20 protein-coding genes are annotated in these 19,349 nt (G+C 38.0%); 13 read left to right on the forward strand and 7 right to left on the reverse strand.

The features are described 5' to 3' along the window. The first annotated feature begins 217 nt into the window (after window positions 1–217). Window positions 218–1,231 (forward strand): CPBP family intramembrane glutamic endopeptidase, encoded by a 1,014-nt coding sequence (locus A994_RS09310; RefSeq protein ID WP_004031241.1) that lies wholly within the window; start codon window positions 218–220, stop codon window positions 1,229–1,231. 254 nt (window positions 1,232–1,485) lie between these two features. Continuing rightward, complete coding sequence (locus A994_RS09315) at window positions 1,486–2,580, forward strand: DegT/DnrJ/EryC1/StrS family aminotransferase (RefSeq protein WP_004031242.1); 1,095 nt, start codon at window positions 1,486–1,488, stop codon at window positions 2,578–2,580. Window positions 2,581–2,783: 203 nt separating this feature from the next. Here A994_RS09315 and A994_RS09320 read toward each other — a convergent pair whose 3' ends face one another. After that, window positions 2,784–3,086 (reverse strand): MTH1187 family thiamine-binding protein, encoded by a 303-nt coding sequence (locus A994_RS09320; RefSeq protein ID WP_004031243.1) that lies wholly within the window; start codon window positions 3,084–3,086, stop codon window positions 2,784–2,786. Window positions 3,087–3,121: 35 nt separating this feature from the next. Here A994_RS09320 and A994_RS09325 point away from each other — a divergent pair, with 35 nt between their 5' ends. Beyond that, entirely contained in the window at window positions 3,122–3,982 is an 861-nt protein-coding gene (locus A994_RS09325; RefSeq protein ID WP_004031244.1) for a TIGR00269 family protein, read from the forward strand. A gap of 128 nt (window positions 3,983–4,110) precedes the next feature. Here the strand turns inward: A994_RS09325 and A994_RS09330 are convergent, their stop codons facing one another. The 5 genes from A994_RS09330 to A994_RS09350 form a co-directional block, all read right to left on the reverse strand. Further along, window positions 4,111–5,700 carry a GTPBP1 family GTP-binding protein gene (locus tag A994_RS09330; RefSeq protein ID WP_004031245.1) on the reverse strand — a complete coding sequence of 530 codons (1,590 nt, stop codon included), beginning with the start codon at window positions 5,698–5,700 and terminating at the stop codon, window positions 4,111–4,113. Window positions 5,701–5,897: 197 nt separating this feature from the next. Then, window positions 5,898–6,110: a DUF1922 domain-containing protein gene (locus tag A994_RS09335; protein ID WP_004031246.1), complete on the reverse strand. Its 213-nt coding sequence runs from the start codon at window positions 6,108–6,110 to the stop codon at window positions 5,898–5,900. A 265-nt stretch (window positions 6,111–6,375) separates the two neighbouring features. Beyond that, window positions 6,376–7,533: a TraB/GumN family protein gene (locus A994_RS09340; protein ID WP_004031247.1), complete on the reverse strand. Its 1,158-nt coding sequence runs from the start codon at window positions 7,531–7,533 to the stop codon at window positions 6,376–6,378. Between the two features lie 201 nt (window positions 7,534–7,734). Continuing rightward, on the reverse strand, window positions 7,735–8,403 hold the full coding sequence (gene comB, locus A994_RS09345; protein WP_004031249.1) for a 2-phosphosulfolactate phosphatase: 669 nt from the start codon (window positions 8,401–8,403) through the stop codon (window positions 7,735–7,737). Window positions 8,404–8,459: 56 nt separating this feature from the next. Beyond that, window positions 8,460–8,675, reverse strand: a complete 216-nt coding sequence (locus tag A994_RS09350) for a TRAM domain-containing protein (protein ID WP_004031251.1) — start codon at window positions 8,673–8,675, stop codon at window positions 8,460–8,462. A gap of 299 nt (window positions 8,676–8,974) precedes the next feature. On the opposite strand from A994_RS09350, the gene A994_RS09355 reads away from it, so the two are divergent. From A994_RS09355 to A994_RS09400, 10 genes are all read left to right on the forward strand, one after another. After that, window positions 8,975–9,526 carry a hypothetical protein gene (locus A994_RS09355; protein WP_004031253.1) on the forward strand — a complete coding sequence of 184 codons (552 nt, stop codon included), beginning with the start codon at window positions 8,975–8,977 and terminating at the stop codon, window positions 9,524–9,526. Continuing rightward, window positions 9,511–10,422, forward strand: a complete 912-nt coding sequence (locus A994_RS09360) for a methanogenesis marker 7 protein (RefSeq protein ID WP_004031254.1) — start codon at window positions 9,511–9,513, stop codon at window positions 10,420–10,422. Before A994_RS09355 ends, A994_RS09360 begins: the two co-directional genes overlap by 16 nt. Window positions 10,423–10,803: 381 nt before the next feature. After that, window positions 10,804–11,883 (forward strand): metallophosphoesterase, encoded by a 1,080-nt coding sequence (locus A994_RS09365; RefSeq protein WP_004031256.1) that lies wholly within the window; start codon window positions 10,804–10,806, stop codon window positions 11,881–11,883. Between the two features lie 358 nt (window positions 11,884–12,241). Then, window positions 12,242–12,550 carry a hypothetical protein gene (locus A994_RS09370; RefSeq protein ID WP_004031257.1) on the forward strand — a complete coding sequence of 103 codons (309 nt, stop codon included), beginning with the start codon at window positions 12,242–12,244 and terminating at the stop codon, window positions 12,548–12,550. Window positions 12,551–12,570: 20 nt separating this feature from the next. Continuing rightward, window positions 12,571–12,939 (forward strand): NifB/NifX family molybdenum-iron cluster-binding protein, encoded by a 369-nt coding sequence (locus A994_RS09375; protein WP_004031258.1) that lies wholly within the window; start codon window positions 12,571–12,573, stop codon window positions 12,937–12,939. A 207-nt stretch (window positions 12,940–13,146) separates the two neighbouring features. Then, window positions 13,147–13,992 (forward strand): Mrp/NBP35 family ATP-binding protein, encoded by an 846-nt coding sequence (locus tag A994_RS09380; protein ID WP_048204197.1) that lies wholly within the window; start codon window positions 13,147–13,149, stop codon window positions 13,990–13,992. 15 nt (window positions 13,993–14,007) lie between these two features. Continuing rightward, window positions 14,008–14,400: a NifB/NifX family molybdenum-iron cluster-binding protein gene (locus A994_RS09385; protein ID WP_004031260.1), complete on the forward strand. Its 393-nt coding sequence runs from the start codon at window positions 14,008–14,010 to the stop codon at window positions 14,398–14,400. 47 nt (window positions 14,401–14,447) lie between these two features. Then, on the forward strand, window positions 14,448–15,530 hold the full coding sequence (locus tag A994_RS09390) for a nucleotide-binding protein (RefSeq protein WP_004031261.1): 1,083 nt from the start codon (window positions 14,448–14,450) through the stop codon (window positions 15,528–15,530). Further along, complete coding sequence (locus A994_RS09395) at window positions 15,527–16,453, forward strand: nucleotide-binding protein (protein WP_004031263.1); 927 nt, start codon at window positions 15,527–15,529, stop codon at window positions 16,451–16,453. Before A994_RS09390 ends, A994_RS09395 begins: the two co-directional genes overlap by 4 nt. Before the next feature lie 34 nt (window positions 16,454–16,487). Next, window positions 16,488–17,720: a cation diffusion facilitator family transporter gene (locus A994_RS09400; RefSeq protein ID WP_004031270.1), complete on the forward strand. Its 1,233-nt coding sequence runs from the start codon at window positions 16,488–16,490 to the stop codon at window positions 17,718–17,720. A gap of 206 nt (window positions 17,721–17,926) precedes the next feature. Here the strand turns inward: A994_RS09400 and A994_RS09405 are convergent, their stop codons facing one another. Continuing rightward, on the reverse strand, window positions 17,927–19,273 hold the full coding sequence (locus tag A994_RS09405; RefSeq protein ID WP_237739725.1) for a methyl-coenzyme M reductase glutamine C-methyltransferase: 1,347 nt from the start codon (window positions 19,271–19,273) through the stop codon (window positions 17,927–17,929). Between the last annotated feature and the right edge of the window lie 76 nt (window positions 19,274–19,349).

Genomic DNA, 19,349 nt, shown 5'->3' on the forward strand with positions numbered 1-19,349 from the left:
ATAATCTTAAATGTAGTTTTAAATCTTAAATCATTTTATAAATCGAAATATATCAAATCTAAATTATTTTTATAATGTTATCTATTATATTATTCCAGAGTTTATAGATGTATTATGGATTCAAATCATATTTCAAATCGTATATTAATTCATTAACTTTTAATAAGTATATGGGACTAGGTAATAGAATGAGATCATCTTATATAAGGAGTGTACCATGTCGTCAATACCATTTTTAGATAATGCTAATGAAGGTCAGAATAACTGGTGGAAATATTTATTAACTGTCATTATATCTCTGCTTGCAGGCAGTCTGGTAGCAGGAGTGATAGTTGTATTATTCTTGGTGGTGTATGCTTTTGTTTTATCTGCCAGTGGTAACGTGACTAACATCCTCGAAATTATTCAGGGAACCCTTCAAAGCCCATTTGTTCTCATTGTTCTCATTGGAGTTAGCTATGCAGTTTCATTTTTCCTTTTCTACATTTGCCTGCGTTTTTTACACCATAAACGATTGTTATCAGTTATAAACACGGTTTCCAGTTTACGCTGGAAAATGTTACTCAAAGGACTGATATTATGGATTGCAGTGCTGGCGATTTTCAATTTACCTGATCTGATTTTCAATTCCCAGAATTACCAGAAAAACCTCGATCTTGGTAGTTTTGCCATTCTCCTGGTTTTATGTCTCCTTGTTTTCCCGATGCAGGCCTCATTCGAGGAAATTTTGTTCAGAGGATACCTTATGCAGGGGGTTAATCTATTACCAAATGCGTTATCTAAGAGATTTGGGAATTTGGCAAGAAGATTCAGCAGTTTATCTTCATTATTCAACACTTTATCCAGAATATTCGCTCGTTTAGCAAAGCCATGGTTCCCTATTCTAATCACGGCCATAATTTTTGGATCAGTACATGTTTTCAATGGAACTGACCTGTATATGGATCTGTCCATTGTAGCTTCCACATTCATAATGGGTATTATGCTGGGTGTAATAGCACTGGGGGATAATGGAATAGAGACAGCAATGGGGATCCATATAGCCAACAATCTTTATATTGCCCTGTTTTTCAACTCCGCAGATTCTGGACTTGGTGAACTTCCTTCCCTGGTCACAGCCCCTGCATCTGACCCATTTTCAGGCATACCCTTCATGATACTGGCTGCCTTAATAGTGCTTACAATTCTGTTCTGGAATCGTAAGGAAGATTTAGTGAAAATATTCCGTTAAAAGAAATTTCCAGACCTTAAAATTTGGAATTTCAGATATACATATATTTTTTAATGGGATTTTTTTTTAATGGAATTTCTCCCCTTATTTTTTACAAGAGGATATATTATTTAAGAGATTAAAACCAATGAAAAATTGTTAACAAAAGTACATAAAATGTTTTTGATTATAAAATAAAGTAATTTGATGTACGTATTTGTCCTACTTTATTTATTTAAATATTGAAGTGACAATTTAAGTACTTAGGTGAATTCATGATACCAGTTGCCAAACCCCTCATCGGTGAAGAAGAAATAGAAGAAGTGGAAAAAGTATTAAGGTCCGGGTTCATAGCCCAGGGCCCACGAGTGGCAGAATTTGAGGAAAAATTTGCCAGCTACGTTGGAACAAAACACGCAGTTGCTGTAAGTTCAGGAACCACAGCATTACACCTATCCCTACTAGCTCTTGGTGTTGGTAATGGTGACGAGGTTATAACCACTCCCTTTAGCTTTGCAGCCACTGGTAACTGCGCACTATATGTTGGGGCCAGACCAGTCTTTGTTGATATTGATCCCAAGACCTTTAACCTGGACCCTAACCAGATTGAAGCAGCCATAACCGAAAAAACCAGGGCCATACTCCCGGTACACCTCTACGGTCAACCAGCCAAGATGGACCAGATTAAAAAAATAGCTGAAAAACATGACATTCCAGTTGTGGAGGATGCTGCCCAGGCACATGGGGCAATGTTCCAGGATGAGATGGTAGGATCCATTGGTGACATGGCCTGTTTCAGTTTTTATCCCACCAAGAACATGACCACCAGTGAAGGTGGGATGGTAACCACCAATAACACTGAACTTTCGGATATGGTCAGGATACTACGGGCTCACGGGGAAAAGGAAAGATATCATCATTCTGTTCTGGGATACAATTTCAGGATGACTGACATAGCTGCTGCCATTGGTTTGGTTCAACTGAAGAAACTGGATGGCTTTAATCAGAAGAGAATAGAAAATGCAGAATACCTTACCGAGCATTTAAAGGGAATTTCGTGCATTGAACCTCCATTTGTTTCCCCACAGGTGAAACACGTATTCCACCAGTACACGGTGAGGGTTAAAGATGGAAAAAGGAACGATGTGATGAACTTCCTCAACCAGGAAGGAATTGGAACCGGAATACACTATCCAGTCCCTATTTACAAACAGGAACTCTACCAGAACATGGGATACAATGATAAATGTCTTGAAACTGAAAAAGCAACCTCTGAGGTATTATCCCTACCAGTGCATCCTTCTTTATCAGTAGAAGAATTGGAAACAGTAGTGATTTCACTAGAAGCAGCTTCAGACAAGTTTTTCTAGGGTTCAAAACAATTATTTTTCAATTCTTTTTTAATCCTTTTTCAATTTAAGTCAATTAATTCCAGTAATTTATTTAATTTTCAATTATTTAATTCAATTTCCACTTATTTTAAACCAAATTTTCTCTAGTTTCGATTAAATTAGGAATTTTTCCATAGTTACAACTATCTAATCATAAACCGTAAGCAAGTTAAATTATTCATTTATCCCAGTTTTTTCTCTACTGAGTGTACTTTGTCTGCCATTGTTCGTTGCCGATCCCTGCGGTCATCGATCTTAACACTGGTTACCACACGTTGGGAACCTGCCTTAAAAACTGCTTCATGGGCAATTTTAATTGCACAAAAAAGTTCATCTGGATTTTCAGCTTCCAAAAGGGTTCCCATGCCACTTAACTGATATTTTATCTCAGCTTCATCCAGTGCAGCCAGAGCAGCGGCCACATACTTGCTGAGACTGGACCCAGGGGTGCCTATAGGGATTACGGTCAGTTCTGCAGATATCATATTGATTTTTATGTTCTGGCAGTCATATATTTTTTATGAAACACCGGGATTACCAGAACTTCAATCAAGAACTTGAAAATAAGGTTAAAAAGGTAATAATGGATTATAACCTGATCGATGAAGGGGATAAAGTAGCAGTTGCCCTTTCAGGTGGTAAAGATAGTGTTTTAACCCTGCATATTCTGGATAAACTTTTATGTGAAAATGAGTTTGATTTTGAACTTCTGGCCATTGCCATTGATGAAGGGATATCTGGTTATCGTGAAGATGGAACAGAATCTGCCCGGAATAATGCCTCTGAACTGGGAGTGGAGTACCATGAAGTGTCCCTGGAAAGTGAGATGGGGTTCTCCCTGGATCAGGCAGCCCAATTTTTCCAGACTGCCTGTGTTCCCTGTGGTGTTTTCAGGCGTTACCTATTAAACCGAACAGCTCACCAGCTGGGGGCTGATAAACTGGCTACTGGTCACAACCTGGATGATGAAGTTCAGTCTTTTCTAATGAGTTTTGCCCGGGCGGATGTTAGGCGTTTTGCCAAGTTCGGACCGAAACAGGAGCGTATCCATCCTAAGATGGTTCCACGTATCAAGCCACTGTGGCTGGTGCCAGAAAAGGAGGTGGGAATGTGGGCGGTTATGAATGAAGTGGACGTGCACCTGGCAGAATGCCCATATGCTTACCAATCCCTCCGTTCCCGACTGAAAAATTACCTTAACCATCTGGAGGAGAACCGGCCTGGTAACAAACTGAATTTACTTCAATTTTTCCAGAAAAACCTGCATATAGATAAGAAAAAGGTTAAAATTAATGAGTGCCAGATATGCGGTGAACCATCATCTGCTTCCATCTGTAAGGCCTGTGAAATGCAGGAATTTATAAAAAATGAGTTAAGATGAAAAAAAGTATTATAATTAGAAGATGTTGCTAATTTAGAAGAAATTTATTAGAAACACATTCTTAACTTAAATGTGTTGATAATCGGCATTTTTAATTGTTTTTTTATGTATCAACTAACCTATGTATATCAACTAACTAAACGGGTTACTGTACCCACACCTTTACTCTTTCCTTCCCTGAAAATTAATCGTTGACCTTCACGGATTGCGTAAGGTCTGTATTTAAATCTCATTCTTATTGATCCGGTGTCTCCTGCAGATAGATATTCCAGGTTAAGTGGCTTGAAGCAGGTGGTTTCGGCTATGGTCTCGATGTGGGTTATGCACTCATAACCCTCTTTAATGGTGGTAGGGTGCACCAGTATGGCCACATCTGCATCAAATTCTCTCACGGCACGTGGATTGTAATCAGGGTGGCATATGATCATTCCTCTCCTGATTTCATCCATTTCTACCCCTGCGATGGAAATTCCAACCACTTCGCCAACAGCGGCACTTTCTTTTCGGTAATGGTGCATTTCAATGGTCTTAACATTCACCGGAAGGAAATCCCCGGAACTTGAAGGTCCTAAAATAAGTTTTTCACCCTTTTTGACTTTTCCCTGTCTGATAGTACCGCTCACCACAGTTCCCACACCTAAAACTGAGTAGATCTTATCAATGTACATCATAAATGGTTTCTGGGAATCTTCATCATGGGATGGCATTTCAAGGCCAGAAAAAAGTTGATCTAACAGTTCAAGTCCCTCACCAGTAACTGAAGATGCTTTAATAACTGGTACCAGGTGTTGATTCATGTTTTTTGTTAAAAAATTTGCATCTTCCTTGGTTTTAACCATATAGGGTATTCTTCCCACCAGTTTTAACAGGTCGAAGATCTCCTGGCGAGTATTCTTAATTTTTTCCTCATTTACCATGTCAATTTTAGTCATTACGACTATAACCGGTAATTCCATGGCTAAAATTATCCCTAAGTGTTCTCTGGTAATATGGGTTGGTCCCTGGTCAGCTGCAACCACCAGCAGGCCGTGGCTCAGTTTTTGACCTACAATGCCGCGGATGGTGGTGCGGAGCCATGGTTCATGGCCAACAGTGTCCACGAAGGAGATCAGTTTATCGCACTTTTCCACCATGAGTGCTTTATCCCTTTTGTTAAGGGGATTCTTAATACGTACTGGTTCTCCATTTTTGAACCCGTAAACAGCGAAGGATAGATCAGCAGATAAACCACGTTCTATTTCATGTTTTTGAACATCCAGGAATATGCGGGTGCTTCCTGAACCAGTGTCCATTGTTCCAGTGGTTAAAGTTCCCACCAGGGTGCTTTTCCCATGGTCCACGTGCCCGGCAACTCCAATAAGTAGATGGTCGCTTTTACTGTTCTCTTGGCGGCTGATAATTACCTTAGCCACTTCTCCCTTACCTGCAGTTTGCTTTTCTACATCGGTGATTCTGGCATTAATTTCACGGGCCAGTTCACCCAGTACGTAAAGGGATTCATCCATTGCGGATTTTTCCAGCCCCACCAGCAGACCGTCATCATCCACTCCAATAAAATAAATAGCCTCGCCATGACCCCTTTCCAGACGGTACTTCATCTGGGATGCCAGGTGCTTTTCACGCTCAGTAAAAAGGTGAGTATTAGAATTAAGACTTTCTTTGAATTCTATGTTTTTTCTTTCACCTTTTCGGGTAAGGTGGTAGATACTTTCTTTCATAAAATAGTCCATTTAGGATTTATTTATTATTTTAGGATTTTTTTTTATGGGAGATTATTTTTGAAAGACTTAAGAATTAATATGATACCTTATATTTATAGAGTTTAGTTTATGCAATTTTTTAATTAAATTTAGGATGAATTTAGATTAAGTTTTAGGATTAACTCTGGATTGATTACATGAATGGATGATGTAATTCATAGTTTATCGGCAGTAGTAAAGTAGGCTCCACCATATTTTTCTTCCTGAAGTTCCTGCACCTTTTCAGAGGCTGTTTGATTGTCTTCGGTTTTGGCTATAATTCTCCTTTCGGCAACCTTCAAACTCTTCCCACAGACACATTTTTTCCGTGCCACGCCTTCCTTGGCATAAACTGCCCGTCCACAGTCACATCTGAATATTAAATACATTTAACCAACTCTTTTAAAGATTCTTTGAAGATTAAGTGAGAATTAGAAGATTAAAACTTAGAAGATTAAATGAAATCATCATTTTATTGTATATTTTCCTTCTTTATTTTGGTATCTATATTATATTTTTTATACAGGATTTATAGATTTTACAGGAGAATTTATTGAAGATATAAAATATTGTGAATTTTTAAAAAAAGAAATGAATTTTAATCAAGTTCATTTAATAAATACTGTGAACTATAATTTATATTCCAGTTGGACTTCACATACCCATTAATTTGTTGATCAAAGGCATGAGAACGTTAGGTATAGATAAGAATACTCCGATCATGGTACCAATATTGGCTCCTACCACCACCAGCAGTATCCTAAACAATCTATTATCCCACATATCACGCAGGCTTTCACTCTTGGGTAAGTTTTCCAGATCTTCAATGGACACTCCTCTAAGTTTGGCCTCTACTATTCCTGCAAACCAGCCTGCAGCCAGAAGGGGGTGTATTGCGGTGAATGGGGCTACTATAAATGCAGTGATGGCCGATGGGATTTTGGATCCAGCTAGAAGTGACCCTGCACAGGCCAGCCCCCCAGTTAGAAGGACGAACTCCAGAATTCCGGATTGGATGTTAATCCCCTTCAGGAATGCAAATACGAATATTAATATGAATATCACTGGAATTGCGAATAAAATAATTTTACTGGCACTGATCCTTGGTTCTTTTAATTCCACCAGCTGGTAAAGTGGGGGTATATCCTGGGGATTTTCCATGTTCTTCTGGATACCCTTTTTATGACCTGCCCCTACCACAGCTACCACGTTTCCCTCAAGATCAAGGAGCCTTTGGGCCATATATGCATCTCTTTCAGCTACCAGAACTTCATAGGCACGGGGGGACATCTCCTGGAAGTATCCCATTACTTCCTCCAGGGCGTCGCCCTGTTTTATATCTTCAATATCTTCAATGGCCTCATCTTTACTGAAAAATGATGCTATGATGCTGTAAATGAATTTAGCCTTTTCCCAGAAGCTCATACGATTCAAGGCCCGTTTTAGGGTGATTTGGATGTCCCGGTCAATAAGGGCTATTTTGGCCCCAGCTTCAGTGGCAGCTTCTGCAGCAGCCATCATCTCTGAGCCAGGTTTAACTCCCACTTCTTCTCCAATTTTTTTCTGGAAGTAACTTAAGAATCCGCTCACCAGGAACATGGTGAAATTGTTATTCTTTAAAATTTCCCGTATCTTTATCTCTTTATCCTCTTGAACACCGTTTTTTTCATTGAGGAGGTTCTGGTAACGGGCCGCGTCAAGTTCCACTGCAACGATATCTGGTTCACACTCTATGATGGTATTTTTTACTTCTTCCACACTCTTTTCTGATACGTGAGCTGTACCAATGATTGTTAAATTGTCTGGTGCCATTAAATCACTCAAATTCAACTAAAAAGTTTTAATTATGTTTAATTGATAAAATGAATTTTTTTTAATAATTTTCCTTTTTATTTATTATTATTTCCTAGTTTTTTCAGTTATAATAATGAGCCTATAAATATGATGTAGCCCTATAAAAAGCTTGTCCTTTCCAGATTTTATCATTCATTATTCCAGATTTTAATCTGTTGATTATTCTAAAATTCTGATTAATCCATCTTTAAATTCAGGAACTATTTTTAATTTATCTCTCTGTAGGCAGAAATCCACATCTTCTTCAAATCCTAGTTTATTAAGATTCTTTGCTGATCTGGAGTTTTTAACCGCATGATCAACCATTTCATGGTTTCCAATCGCCATACATGCTGCCTGTGCCATTTCATCCAGTTCCTGATCCTGCAGGTGGGAAATTATTTCACCGGCACCCAGGAAATCTTCTATGGCAAACTGTCCTCTTACTCCAGCCATAACCACTTCAATATGATCCACTGCAATTTCCCGGGCTTTTTTTGCCACGGCCTTGGCATTTATAAAAGAACCTACCAGTGCACGACCACTGATACCTTCTAAAATTCGGGTTCCATTGCTGGTGGTGATGATAAGGGTTTCACCACATAAGTTCTGGATTTCAATGGGTGAATTTCCAACATCGAATCCTTCAATGGTTGCTCCTCCCCTTTCACCCGCAAGGAAAGCTTGATGCTTTGGTGCCAGTGCAAGAGCTTCTTCTATTTCCAGGGTGGGGATTATATTGGGGATTTTTTCCAGAGCCACACTGATGGTGGTGCTGGCACGAAGTACATCGACCATAATGGCCACATCTTTAGATAATGATCTCTCAAAACTCAGGGAAACCTGCATAATAACACCAAAAATAGATAGTAAAGGGGGAAAAAATAAAGATTTTAGTATTCCTTTTATTCTGGAACCTTCTCGGCAAAGGCGAATCTTCTCCGCACCGAGGTTATTCGAACCTTGATCTCTTCACCCACCTCTGTTTCAGGCACAAAGACCACGAAACCTTCAATTCTTGTGATTCCATCGCCTTCCTTACCTAAATCTTCAATTTTAACCTCATATTCCTCCCCTTCTTTTATTGGGGCCGTTTTTGGGGGTTCATCTGCTCCAAACAATTTATTCACATCCCGAGACCTGTATAAAAAGGTCTTGTTATGTTATTTTTTTGTTTTATTTATTATTTAAATTCTTTGGTAGCTTAATTCTAATGATTACACTGTTAAATAATGGAAATTCAATGGATTTTAACTGATTTTTTTAAGTGAGTCTATTCTAATATTTCAACTACTTATTCTAATGTTACCAGAAGAATCTAATGTTCCAGAAAGAAATTATTTAGATGATCTATTATAATGTAGTAACTGAAGGATCAGTGAATAATAAAATGATCAGGGATTAGTAAATCGAGGTTTCCATGAAAATTTATACCACCCCCATGTGTCAGGAAGCAGTAAGACTGGCTGGTGTTTTAGAGTACATTGTAAAACAGGACAACAATTTTGAGGGTGCAGACTTGGCTATTGTACTATCTGAGACCAAAACCCAAGTTCCTAACCTTAAAATAAAGTTGAATACTTTTAAACAAATTTATGAAAGTATTGATATTATTTCAAACACTTTAAAAACGGAAAAACTGGACCTGGGTGAATGGGAAGATTCTGTTTATGTTTCCAGGGAAATGGAAACAATGGATGAAAGGAAAAAAATAAAAGTTAAGGTGTACTCTAATTTTATCACAGACATAGTAGCTGACATGGGATTTGCCCTGGTTAAAGAAAAACCAGACTTTTTAGTTTTCCCTGACTACCTGAAAGAGGGCAGGAATAAGGATATCTTGAGAGAAATAAAGCTTATGGGTGATAGGGCAGTGGAAATTCCTTCCCATAAAAATGCCTCCTTAAATCCCCTTGAAAGAGCACAAATGAGATATAATATTCTGGAGAGTAGATTATGTACGAAACCTTAACCTATACTGGCGGAGTTCACAAACACGAAGAGATTACTGAGCTTATCGAGGATCTGGGAGGTTTCGTTTTGCAGGAAACCACCAGTCAGATGGATCTGGTCCTCACCCTGGCGGTGCCAGTGGAAGATGTGGAGAAGGTCGAAGAAAAATCCAGTGAACTTCTGGGGAAAATTAAAAGAGCTCCAATGGCAGGAACAGAAATTGCCATTGTATCCCCCACACTGGCCCGACAGCACCTACCACACTCTGCCTGTGATATCTCCGAGTACCTCCGACGTTACGGGGCTAAGGATAACATGATAGGCCTATCCCGAGGGGCAGGTAAGGGAATATCACGCATTTCAGAGGATGAGAAGAGACTCATTGAAGAACATGATCTGGCTGTTTTTGCCCTGGGAAGCTTCAGGGAATGTCTCATGAACAAAACTCACCTTTTCGCAGATATTGACATTCCAGTGGTGGTTACCGGTGCTCCGGAGATGAATGTGGAAGACATACCCGGGGCCACAGCTTATGTTAGTGGATTGGGCAGGATCCCCCGTCGTTTAAAAAGAGGGGAAAACATTCGGGCCCTTAGGAACCTGGTAGATGTTGTTGAGGATATCCTGGATAATCGGCGTAAAGAGATGATGGATGATCCGCCTATAGTCCCGTCTATACTGGTGAAAACAGAAATTGAAAACCAGGTTGAAGCAGTAAAGGAAATTTATTCCCCTGCACCAATAGTCAGCCAGCTGGATGGAGTGAGGGTTAAACTGAACTATGACCAGTACAAGGACCAGATTGCCGAGGTTAAAGTGGATGATTACCGTCTGGGTGATGTCTCTGAGATTAAAAAATCTTTGATGTACGATTACATTCTGGTGAAATTACTGCCTGAAACTTCCATAATCTAAAATTGTGATAATTTAAAATTGTGATAATCTAAACTGAAATCTAAACTGAAATCTAAACTGAAATCTAAACTGAAATCTAAACTAATAATCTAAAAAGATAATCATAAATTTATAAAAATAAGTTATAGCGCATTAATCCATTTTTTAAGATAAATTATTGTTAATAAAGGCTAAATATTTTAAATTAAGCTAAATATTGTTAAATTAAAGTATTTTCTGAAGAATATATATCTAAATGTAATGAAATTGATCCAATTATGAAATTTGATTCAACTGTATTGAATGTGGTTTGCAATAGAAAAAAATGAGAATTAATCAATCAATGGTTCTGTTGGCAGTTATGATGTATTCCGGTTTTGAATGAATTAGGGTGGTTTAAAAATGAGAAGAATCCTGCAGTACACCATGTTCATATCCCTATTTTTTGTGGGATTTCTAATCCTGAACTACTATGTTTTTATGGGAATGTCATTTCTCTTGGATTTGCCAATGGATACTGGATTTTACATAGTAATGATAATTGCCGCAATTTCCTATCCTGTTGCCACTCTGATTGAACGCACAGTTTCCAACAACATAACTCGAGTATTCTACACTGCAGCATCAGCATGGATGGGAATATCATTCTATCTTTTGTTCTTACTAATCATCTACCTGATACTCTCCTGGTTTATTCCAGTTCCCCGTGAAAGTGCCGGTATTTTAATAGCAATACTGGTAACGGTTATCAGTGCATATTCCATTTATAATAGTTACACTTTGAAACTTACAAAACTGGAAATACCATTAAAAGGTTTGAATGAAGATATCAGGGCGGTTCACCTATCAGACATCCATATTGGTTCTGTTAGAAATTCAGGTTACATGGATAGGATTGTCAATGAAACCAACAAACTAAACCCTGATGTGGTTTTTATAACTGGAGACATGGTTGATGGCAGTGCCAGATTGCATAAACATACATTTAAAGCAATAGATGATCTAAAAATGCCAGTATTTTTTGTTACAGGTAATCATGAAACTTACGAAGGATTGGATGAAGTTTTCCGGGTTCTAAAAGACACCAAGCTGAGGATGCTTCAGGGAGAACTGGTTGACTTTAAAGGAATACAGGTAATTGGTGTTGGATATCATTATGGGAAGAAACACCTTAAAAACACACTTTCAAAGCTGGAAATTGACAGTGAAAAACCATCAGTTCTGCTTTACCACCTTCCACAGGAGCTGGAGAATGCCCATGATGCAGGTATTGATCTGCAGCTTTCTGGCCACACTCACAATGGGCAGATGATACCATTTAATTTCATGGTCAGGCTGATGTTCCCTTACATGCAGGGCTTTTATGATTACAAAGGAACTAAATTATACGTATCCCAGGGTACTGGTACATGGGGGCCTCCCATGAGGTTGGGTTCAAGGTGTGAGATGATTCTAATCTCCTTAAAACCAGAAACCAGTTAATTGTTTTTTTAGTTTTGGGCATGTTTTAGTGATCTGTATTTAATGAATATATATTCTAAGATAATTTCATAATTATTTTTAAATTTCTTAATTCTTTTTATCCGCAGTTAATTATATGGTTAAATGAATTTTTAAATTGTTTTGATGGGTTTTTTAAATGGTCTATTTTCATAGGAATGGTAATGTTTATATGGGGTTTTGAATATATATTCATAATACCTGTCTGGCACTGATCAGTAAGTTCATGTAACTTACTTAAGATTCAGAAAATAGGTGTCTTGATTGTAAATTAATCCAAATGGGTGGAAAATAATCTGAAATAGATTGGAAAATCATCCAAATAGGAGGAGATTAAGTTATGGATAAAAAAGAGTATCACTGTAAAATTTGTGGCCTGCAATGGCACACTGTAAAGGACTTTGATGAATGTCCAGATTGCCATTCTAAAGAGATAGAATTGATAACTTTTGAAGGTGAACAGCTAACAAAACCAACCGGACAAACAGAATCTGGAAGAAACCAACAAATGGGTAGAAGGATGGGAGGTGGACCTCCAAGGGTATGTAAATGTCATAAATGCGGATATGAATCTCCTAAGACTCCGGGAGTGCCATGCCGTCAAACAAAATGTCCAGAATGTGGATTTCCACTATGCGGATCTGATTGATAAAATGGAGGAGAACTAAAATGAGTTTAATATGTGTTCCCAGTCTTAGCAATGAAGGCTTACAGGCAGAAGTGTCCCAACATCTAGGTAAAACACCTTACTTTGTGTTAATCAAATGGGAAAATGACCAAATAGAAAAATTCCAGGTATTGGAAAGCGGATCAAAACACTTGGGGGGAAGGATGACTCCGGGTGAATTTATCGCAGGTTCTGGAGCTAACATACTCTTGTGTGGAAATCTAGGCCAAAAAGCAGTGCAAATGATTGAAAAAGCGGGCATTGAGGTTTATGTCGGTGCATCAGGAACAGTAATGGAAGCACTACAAAGCTGGGTAGACAGTAAATTAAAACCAGCCACTATGGATACAGTATGTGCTGATGGCCATTAGTTTAATCACTTCGTTATCTGAATGAAGTGATTTAGGTGAGCTTTGAAAAATAATTGGCAGTGTTGGTGAGACATTCTAAATTTAAATCCTTAAATAAAGGTTCAAAAAAGCGATTTAAAAAATTAATGAAAACTAAAATCCTTAAATAAAGGTGTATTCGTACATTATTAAGAATAATGGGATGGTTATTTGAAAACAGATACTGAAATGGATATAGATTCAGAAGAAGATCAGAAAAAACTCTTAATGCAGCAAGAAATCACTATAGTAAAACGTATGAGTCATATCAGTCATAAAATAGCAGTTATGAGTGGTAAAGGGGGTGTGGGGAAGTCAACTGTATCAGTTAACTTGGCAGCAGCTTTTGCTTTAGAAAATTACCAGACTGGTATCATTGATGTGGACCTGCATGGTCCTGATGTTCCACATATGTTGGGGGTGGAAAATGCAATTTTAAAACAGTCACCTCAGGGAATATTACCGGTTAAAGCCATGGAAAACCTGGAAGTTTTATCAATTGAGTTCATGCTACCGGTCAAGGGTGCTCCTATTATTTGGAGGGGACCTAAAAAGACAGGAGCTATAAGACAGTTTTTATCCGATGTTACCTGGGGAAACCTGGATGTTCTGGTAATTGATAATCCACCTGGAACTGGTGATGAACCGTTAACTGTCCTTCAATCCATCAGTCCTCTGGATGGGGTGGTCATGGTCACCACTCCTCAGGCAGTTGCGGGTGAAGATGTCCGTAAATGTGTTAACATGGTTAAAGGATTGAATATTCCTATCCTGGGAATCATAGAGAACATGTCTGGGTTTACCTGTCCTCATTGCCATGAAGAAATCAATATTCTTGGTAAGGGTGGGGGAAAACAACTGGCAGAAGAATTGGATGTACCATACTTGGGAAGTTTACCCATAGAGACCGGGGTAGGGAAAACTCAAGACCAGGGGAAACCATTCATTCTGGAGAATCCTGATTCTGAAATATCTAAAAAATTCATTAAAATAGTTTCCAAGATTGAAAATAAAGTATTTAATTCAAAAAAGTAATTAGAAGGGGATTAGATGAAAATCGCAATTGCATCAAACGGAGTGAATCTGGATTCACAGGCTAGTCCTGTTTTGGGAAGGTGCTCCCACTTGATAATGGTGGATGGGGAGGATAGAGACTTCAAAGAAATTAAAGTCATACCTAACCCTGCAGTAAATGAAGGAGGAGGTGCTGGAATTAAAACCGCCCGAATTATGGGGAATGAAAAGGTGGATGTAATTATATCTGGATCAGTAGGTCCTAATGCATTTGAAGTTTTGAAACAACTTGAAATAACCATGTATAAAATGGTTCCAGGTACTGTTGAGGAAAATTTAACATTAATGCTTCAGGATAAACTGGAAAAGTTAAATCCTTCTGCTCCTAGGGGTCGTGGAATGGGAAACGGAAAATTTAGGGGAAGATAACTTGGGCAGTTATTTTCAATCCATGGAATGATGTAAAAGAGGATATTATGAACAATAATGTCATTAAAATAGCCATTACTGGTGGAAAAGGTGGTACTGGAAAGTCAACAGTGTCTACTTCACTTGCCATGGAACTTTCCCGTAAAAACAGAGTCATCTTGGTTGATGCTGATGTTGAATGTCCTGATGACCGCATAATCTTATCAACCACCCAAGAAAAGGTTGAGGATGTTGAGTCATTACTCCCCTTTTTTAATCAGGACAAATGTTCAAAATGCGGGGCATGTTCAGAAGTTTGCAGAGAAAATGCACTTATATTTGTCAAAGATAAATTTCCATTCATATCCGGGCAATGCAATGGTTGTGGAGCTTGTTTATTGGTTTGTCCATTTGATGCTATTCAGGAAGGAAAACAGATTATCGGGGCAATATATCAGGGTAAATATCAGCGAAACAATGATTTGAATTTGCTTCTGGTATGGGGTGAGATTGAAGTTGGTTGTGAGAATACATCACTGCTGGTAAAAGCTACCCGTGATTATGCTCTTGATTTAGTTTCTGGGGAATTTAATTCATCTGAGGAATCAATTTCTGATTCTGGAGAAGTAATTTCTGATTCTGGAGAAGTAATTTCTGATTCTGGAGAAGTGATTTCTAATTCATCTAGGGAATCCATTTCTAATTCAAATATCAATCAAAATTCGAATGTCCCGTATGGTGAGGATAAACTACCCAATAATGGGTATGAATATGTTATAATAGATACTGCTGCCGGGACCCACTGCAATGTAATAAACGCCTTAATGGGGGTGGACCTGGCTCTGGCAGTCACTGAACCAACTCCACTGGGAAAACATGATCTGGAGTTAATCTTAAGTTTACTGGAAATAATGGAGACACCAGTCCAGATAGTGGTTAACAAATCTGATATGGGTGATCTCAACCTTATTAAAATAGTATCACAAGACTTCAACATTCCTTTAATTCAGGAAATCCCTTATGAAAAAGATATATTGAAAAAACACGCCAGAAATCAGCCAGTAACCCATGAAAACATCAAAAAATTAGCAGATTCAATATTAAACCTCTCTATTAAAACCAGCAGTGCAGATGGAGTGTTACCTCAATGAAAACCATTACAATTCTATCTGGGAAAGGAGGTGCTGGTAAAAGTACTTTAACTGCTTCAATAGCAGTAATGCTTGCAGAAAATAATAAAATTGTAGCTGTTGATTGTGATGCTGATGCACCAAATTTAGCTCTGGTACTGGGTCTTAATGAAGAAGAATTTGACAGATGGGAACCATTAAATACTGGCCAAAAAGCTCAAATATCACTAAATAAATGCCAGTCCTTAAAATTCTGTCCAAAATGTCAAGTTAATAAGTACTGCCTTGATACCTGTAATTATTCAGCTATAACATGGAATATGCATGAGGAAATACCTGAAATCAATGAGATGTTGTGCACGGGTTGCGGGGCCTGCCTGATAACCTGTCCCACTAAATCCATTGAAATGAAAGAAGTTGAAAATGCCAGTATCGGTGTTGGAAAAACTCATTACGGGTTCCCAATAGTTTCAGGACAGTTGAAGGTAGGTGAATCAGGTTCAGGTAAAGTGGTTAACACTCTAAAAGCTAGAGCCGCAGAAATTGCAGATAAAATAAGTGCGGATTATATGGTCATAGATGCAGCAGCAGGGATTGGATGCCCTGTCATTGCCTCTGTAAGGGGAAGTGATTATGTAATTCTGGTGACTGAACCAACTACTGTAGCTTTCCTTGATTTTAAAAGGGCCATTGAATTGATTGATCATTTCAACATTCCCTGTGGGGTAGTTATCAATAAATGGGGAATTAACCGGGACTTCTCTTACCAGTTACAGAATTATTTTCAGAACAACCAGATACCCTTACTGGGAATGATACCCTATGATATGAGGTTTGTAGAAGCTTTAATTAATTTAAAACCAGCAGTTGTTTATGAACCAAACTTCAGGAATGTTTTCACTGAAATAATGAATAACTGCTTGTTTGAAATGGATAAAATCTAAAATTTAAGGGTAATAATAATTAAGGATACTAAAAATGGACATAACAGATAAAAACCAGTTAAAAAAGGACAGGTTAATAAAAGGGCAAAGGGCAGCAAAGTATTCCACTTTAACTAACCTTTGCCTGAGTATTATTAAAGGATTTTTTGGGTTAATGTCTGGAAGTGTAGCCCTTATTGCAGATTCAATTCATTCATTTTCTGATATATTCGCTTCTTTGGCTGTTTACATTGGTTTAAAGCTTTCCCAGAAAAAACCGGATGAAAAATTTCCATACGGGTACTATAAAACAGAAACAATGGCTTCTCTTATAGTGGCGGTGATTATTCTTTTCGGTGGCCTGGAAATAGCATTACAGTCATTGAATGGAATATTTGATCCCCAACCATTGAAGTTACCTTTAATTGCCATTTTAGTCGCTGTTGTATCAGTCGCTGCATCCCTCCTTTTAACCCGTTATGAACATAAGATAGGGAATGAAATTAAATCCCCGGCACTTATGAGTGATGCTAAACACAGTCTCATTGATGTTTTTTCATCGTTACTGGTTTTTACAGGGGTATTAACATCTTATATGGGCTATTTGATCTTTCAGGGTGTTGCTGGACTCATGGTAGCTCTTCTTATTCTATGGATGGGTTGGAAGATTGGTAAAGATGCAGTTCTGGTACTGATGGATGCATCAATTGATCCAAAGCTTATACAGCAAATAAAAGGTGTTGCTTTAGCTGTGGAGGGGGTTGAAGGAGTTAATGGTGTTAAAGTGAGAAGTTCTGGCCCATATCTGTTTGGAGAACTTCATCTGGAGACTAAAAAAAATTTATCAGTGGAAAAAGCTCATGAAATATCGGATAAAGTGGATGAAATGGTTCGAAAAGATGTTGAAAAGCTGGAAACATTACTGGTACAAGTGGAACCTGTTAAAAAAGATTTTATCCGGTTTGCTCTTCCCCTTGAAAATAAGGATGGTTTGAACTCGGTTCCCTCATCTCACTTTGGTAAAGTGCCCTACTTTCTTATCTGGGAGGTTCATGATGGTGAAATAAAAAACTACCAGATTAAGGATAATCCTGCCCATTATCTGGAAAAAAAGAAAGGAATAAAAACTGCAGAATTTCTGGTTAAAGAAAAGGTGAATGTGCTTTTAGGAGAAGAACTGGGTGAAGGTCCCAGATATGTACTTTCTGGAGAGATTATTCATTGTATCCGTCCTGAGGGTAGTACAACCAAAGAGATCATGGTAAATACCAAGAATATTGTCCTTTGAGTTCTTACTTCCTTATTCTTAGAGTTCTATACTTCCTCATTCTTTGAGTTCTATTATTTCCGTATTAAGTCTATACTATTACAGTAGAAGTTAGATAATCCCTAGCACAAATCTAGATATCTCTACCGTATATGTCTGTCCAGACATCTCTATTTCTTTATAATTTTGTTTTGTGAAGTTTTATAAAATATTTTTTAAGTTAAGTATCAATGATTTTTCAGTAGAGGAATAATACTTTTAATATGTTCTCCCTGGGATTTAACTTCATTTTCAAGGTCTTTCATGAGTTTTTGTGACATTGCAGTTGGAAAACTTCTAAATATATAGGAATCCATCATAAAATCCAGGGCACGCTCTTCAGCTATACTCAAACCATGTCTTTTATATTTCAAGCTATCCTGAAATAGTAAGTTATCTTCCATAGATAATTTGGATATTTCATCTCCGAGTTGGGTTCCAGGGATTGGTTCGGCGATGCTCACGAAATAATCATCCAGCATTAACTCATCAGCAAGATCTATGGTATCCTGGTAGTCTTCCTCTTCTTCCCCGGGATATGCCACTATGAATGAACCTCCAATCTTCACACCATGTTTACGGGCCATCTCTACAGCTTCATGGACTTGATCCACACTTATTCCCTTTTTCATATGGCGAAGAACACGGTCACTACCTGATTCGATTCCGAAAAATACCCATCCTCTACTGTACTTTTTCACGGCTTCCATAATTTCGTCACTGATTAAATCCGCCCGAATATCAGGTATTATAAGGTTTCTAGGGCCTGTAAGTTTAGATATTTCACGTAAAAGTTCAACGAAAGATTCTTCATCCACACTTTTGAACTTTTTACTGCCGTAAAGAGAGCCAGTACCTCCACTTATGGCTATACGTTGAGCTCCCTTGCTCAACATGTATTTAACTTCAGTCAGTATATCCTCAAGTGGGCGACTTCTCACCTTTCTGCCGAATAAACAGGGCACTCCACAGAAACCACAGTTTCCAGGACATCCACGATGAGTTTCCAGATAAACATTAGCTCCCCTAATGTTTTCACGGGCTATTTCAGATGGAATAAAAGGTAATGGTCTTTTAAGACAACATGGATTGCTTTTTTCAGTGATAACAGTCTGGTTGTCTGCTTTAAATGCAACACCGGGAATATCCTTAAAATCAGATATTTGGTATGAGGGATTGGTTTTTAAAAATTTTAATATATTATATACAGTATCCTCACCTTCCCCAACTACCACCAGATCCACCTGTAGATGTTCCAGGATCAGTTCAGGGGTGAGAGTTACTGGACCTCCCACTATTTTAAAAGCATTTATTGATGATATTTCCTGTTGATATTTTATTAGGTGGATGGTGGATTGAAGACTTATGAAAACAATATCGTCATCAATTACTTTCCCAAAACCTTTTTGCAGTTTAACAGAGTATCCCTGCTCTTTAAGTATTCCTGCTATTAAAAGAGCCCCATAACTGTAGAATTCTGGCGTTAAAACGGTTATTTTTAAATTTTTAGTCATCATATCACAATCAAGATTCATAAACACTACAAAACTAGGAATACATTCAATCTAAGAATACATTCAATTAAACTTAAATTAATAAAATATAAGTGTA

Source organism: Methanobacterium formicicum DSM 3637 (genome assembly GCF_000302455.1).
In the GTDB taxonomy this organism is placed as follows: Archaea; Methanobacteriota; Methanobacteria; order Methanobacteriales; family Methanobacteriaceae; genus Methanobacterium; species Methanobacterium formicicum_A.

Excerpts from the sequence above, each read along its gene's own strand:
- A994_RS09370 (WP_004031257.1), top strand. The coding sequence starts at position 12,242 with ATGGATAAAAAAGAGTATCACTGTAAAATTTGTGGCCTGCAATGGCAC.
- A994_RS09340 (WP_004031247.1), bottom strand. The coding sequence starts at position 7,533 with ATGGCACCAGACAATTTAACAATCATTGGTACAGCTCACGTATCAGAA.
- A994_RS09375 (WP_004031258.1), top strand. The coding sequence starts at position 12,571 with ATGAGTTTAATATGTGTTCCCAGTCTTAGCAATGAAGGCTTACAGGCA.
- A994_RS09320 (WP_004031243.1), bottom strand. The coding sequence starts at position 3,086 with ATGATATCTGCAGAACTGACCGTAATCCCTATAGGCACCCCTGGGTCC.
- A994_RS09310 (WP_004031241.1), top strand. The coding sequence starts at position 218 with ATGTCGTCAATACCATTTTTAGATAATGCTAATGAAGGTCAGAATAAC.
- A994_RS09325 (WP_004031244.1), top strand. The coding sequence starts at position 3,122 with ATGAAACACCGGGATTACCAGAACTTCAATCAAGAACTTGAAAATAAG.
- A994_RS09330 (WP_004031245.1), bottom strand. The coding sequence starts at position 5,700 with ATGAAAGAAAGTATCTACCACCTTACCCGAAAAGGTGAAAGAAAAAAC.
- A994_RS09380 (WP_048204197.1), top strand. The coding sequence starts at position 13,147 with ATGGATATAGATTCAGAAGAAGATCAGAAAAAACTCTTAATGCAGCAA.
- A994_RS09390 (WP_004031261.1), top strand. The coding sequence starts at position 14,448 with ATGAACAATAATGTCATTAAAATAGCCATTACTGGTGGAAAAGGTGGT.
- A994_RS09355 (WP_004031253.1), top strand. The coding sequence starts at position 8,975 with ATGAAAATTTATACCACCCCCATGTGTCAGGAAGCAGTAAGACTGGCT.
- A994_RS09335 (WP_004031246.1), bottom strand. The coding sequence starts at position 6,110 with ATGTATTTAATATTCAGATGTGACTGTGGACGGGCAGTTTATGCCAAG.
- A994_RS09395 (WP_004031263.1), top strand. The coding sequence starts at position 15,527 with ATGAAAACCATTACAATTCTATCTGGGAAAGGAGGTGCTGGTAAAAGT.
- A994_RS09360 (WP_004031254.1), top strand. The coding sequence starts at position 9,511 with ATGTACGAAACCTTAACCTATACTGGCGGAGTTCACAAACACGAAGAG.
- A994_RS09385 (WP_004031260.1), top strand. The coding sequence starts at position 14,008 with ATGAAAATCGCAATTGCATCAAACGGAGTGAATCTGGATTCACAGGCT.
- A994_RS09405 (WP_237739725.1), bottom strand. The coding sequence starts at position 19,273 with ATGAATCTTGATTGTGATATGATGACTAAAAATTTAAAAATAACCGTT.
- A994_RS09400 (WP_004031270.1), top strand. The coding sequence starts at position 16,488 with ATGGACATAACAGATAAAAACCAGTTAAAAAAGGACAGGTTAATAAAA.
- A994_RS09365 (WP_004031256.1), top strand. The coding sequence starts at position 10,804 with ATGAGAAGAATCCTGCAGTACACCATGTTCATATCCCTATTTTTTGTG.
- A994_RS09315 (WP_004031242.1), top strand. The coding sequence starts at position 1,486 with ATGATACCAGTTGCCAAACCCCTCATCGGTGAAGAAGAAATAGAAGAA.
- comB (WP_004031249.1), bottom strand. The coding sequence starts at position 8,403 with ATGCAGGTTTCCCTGAGTTTTGAGAGATCATTATCTAAAGATGTGGCC.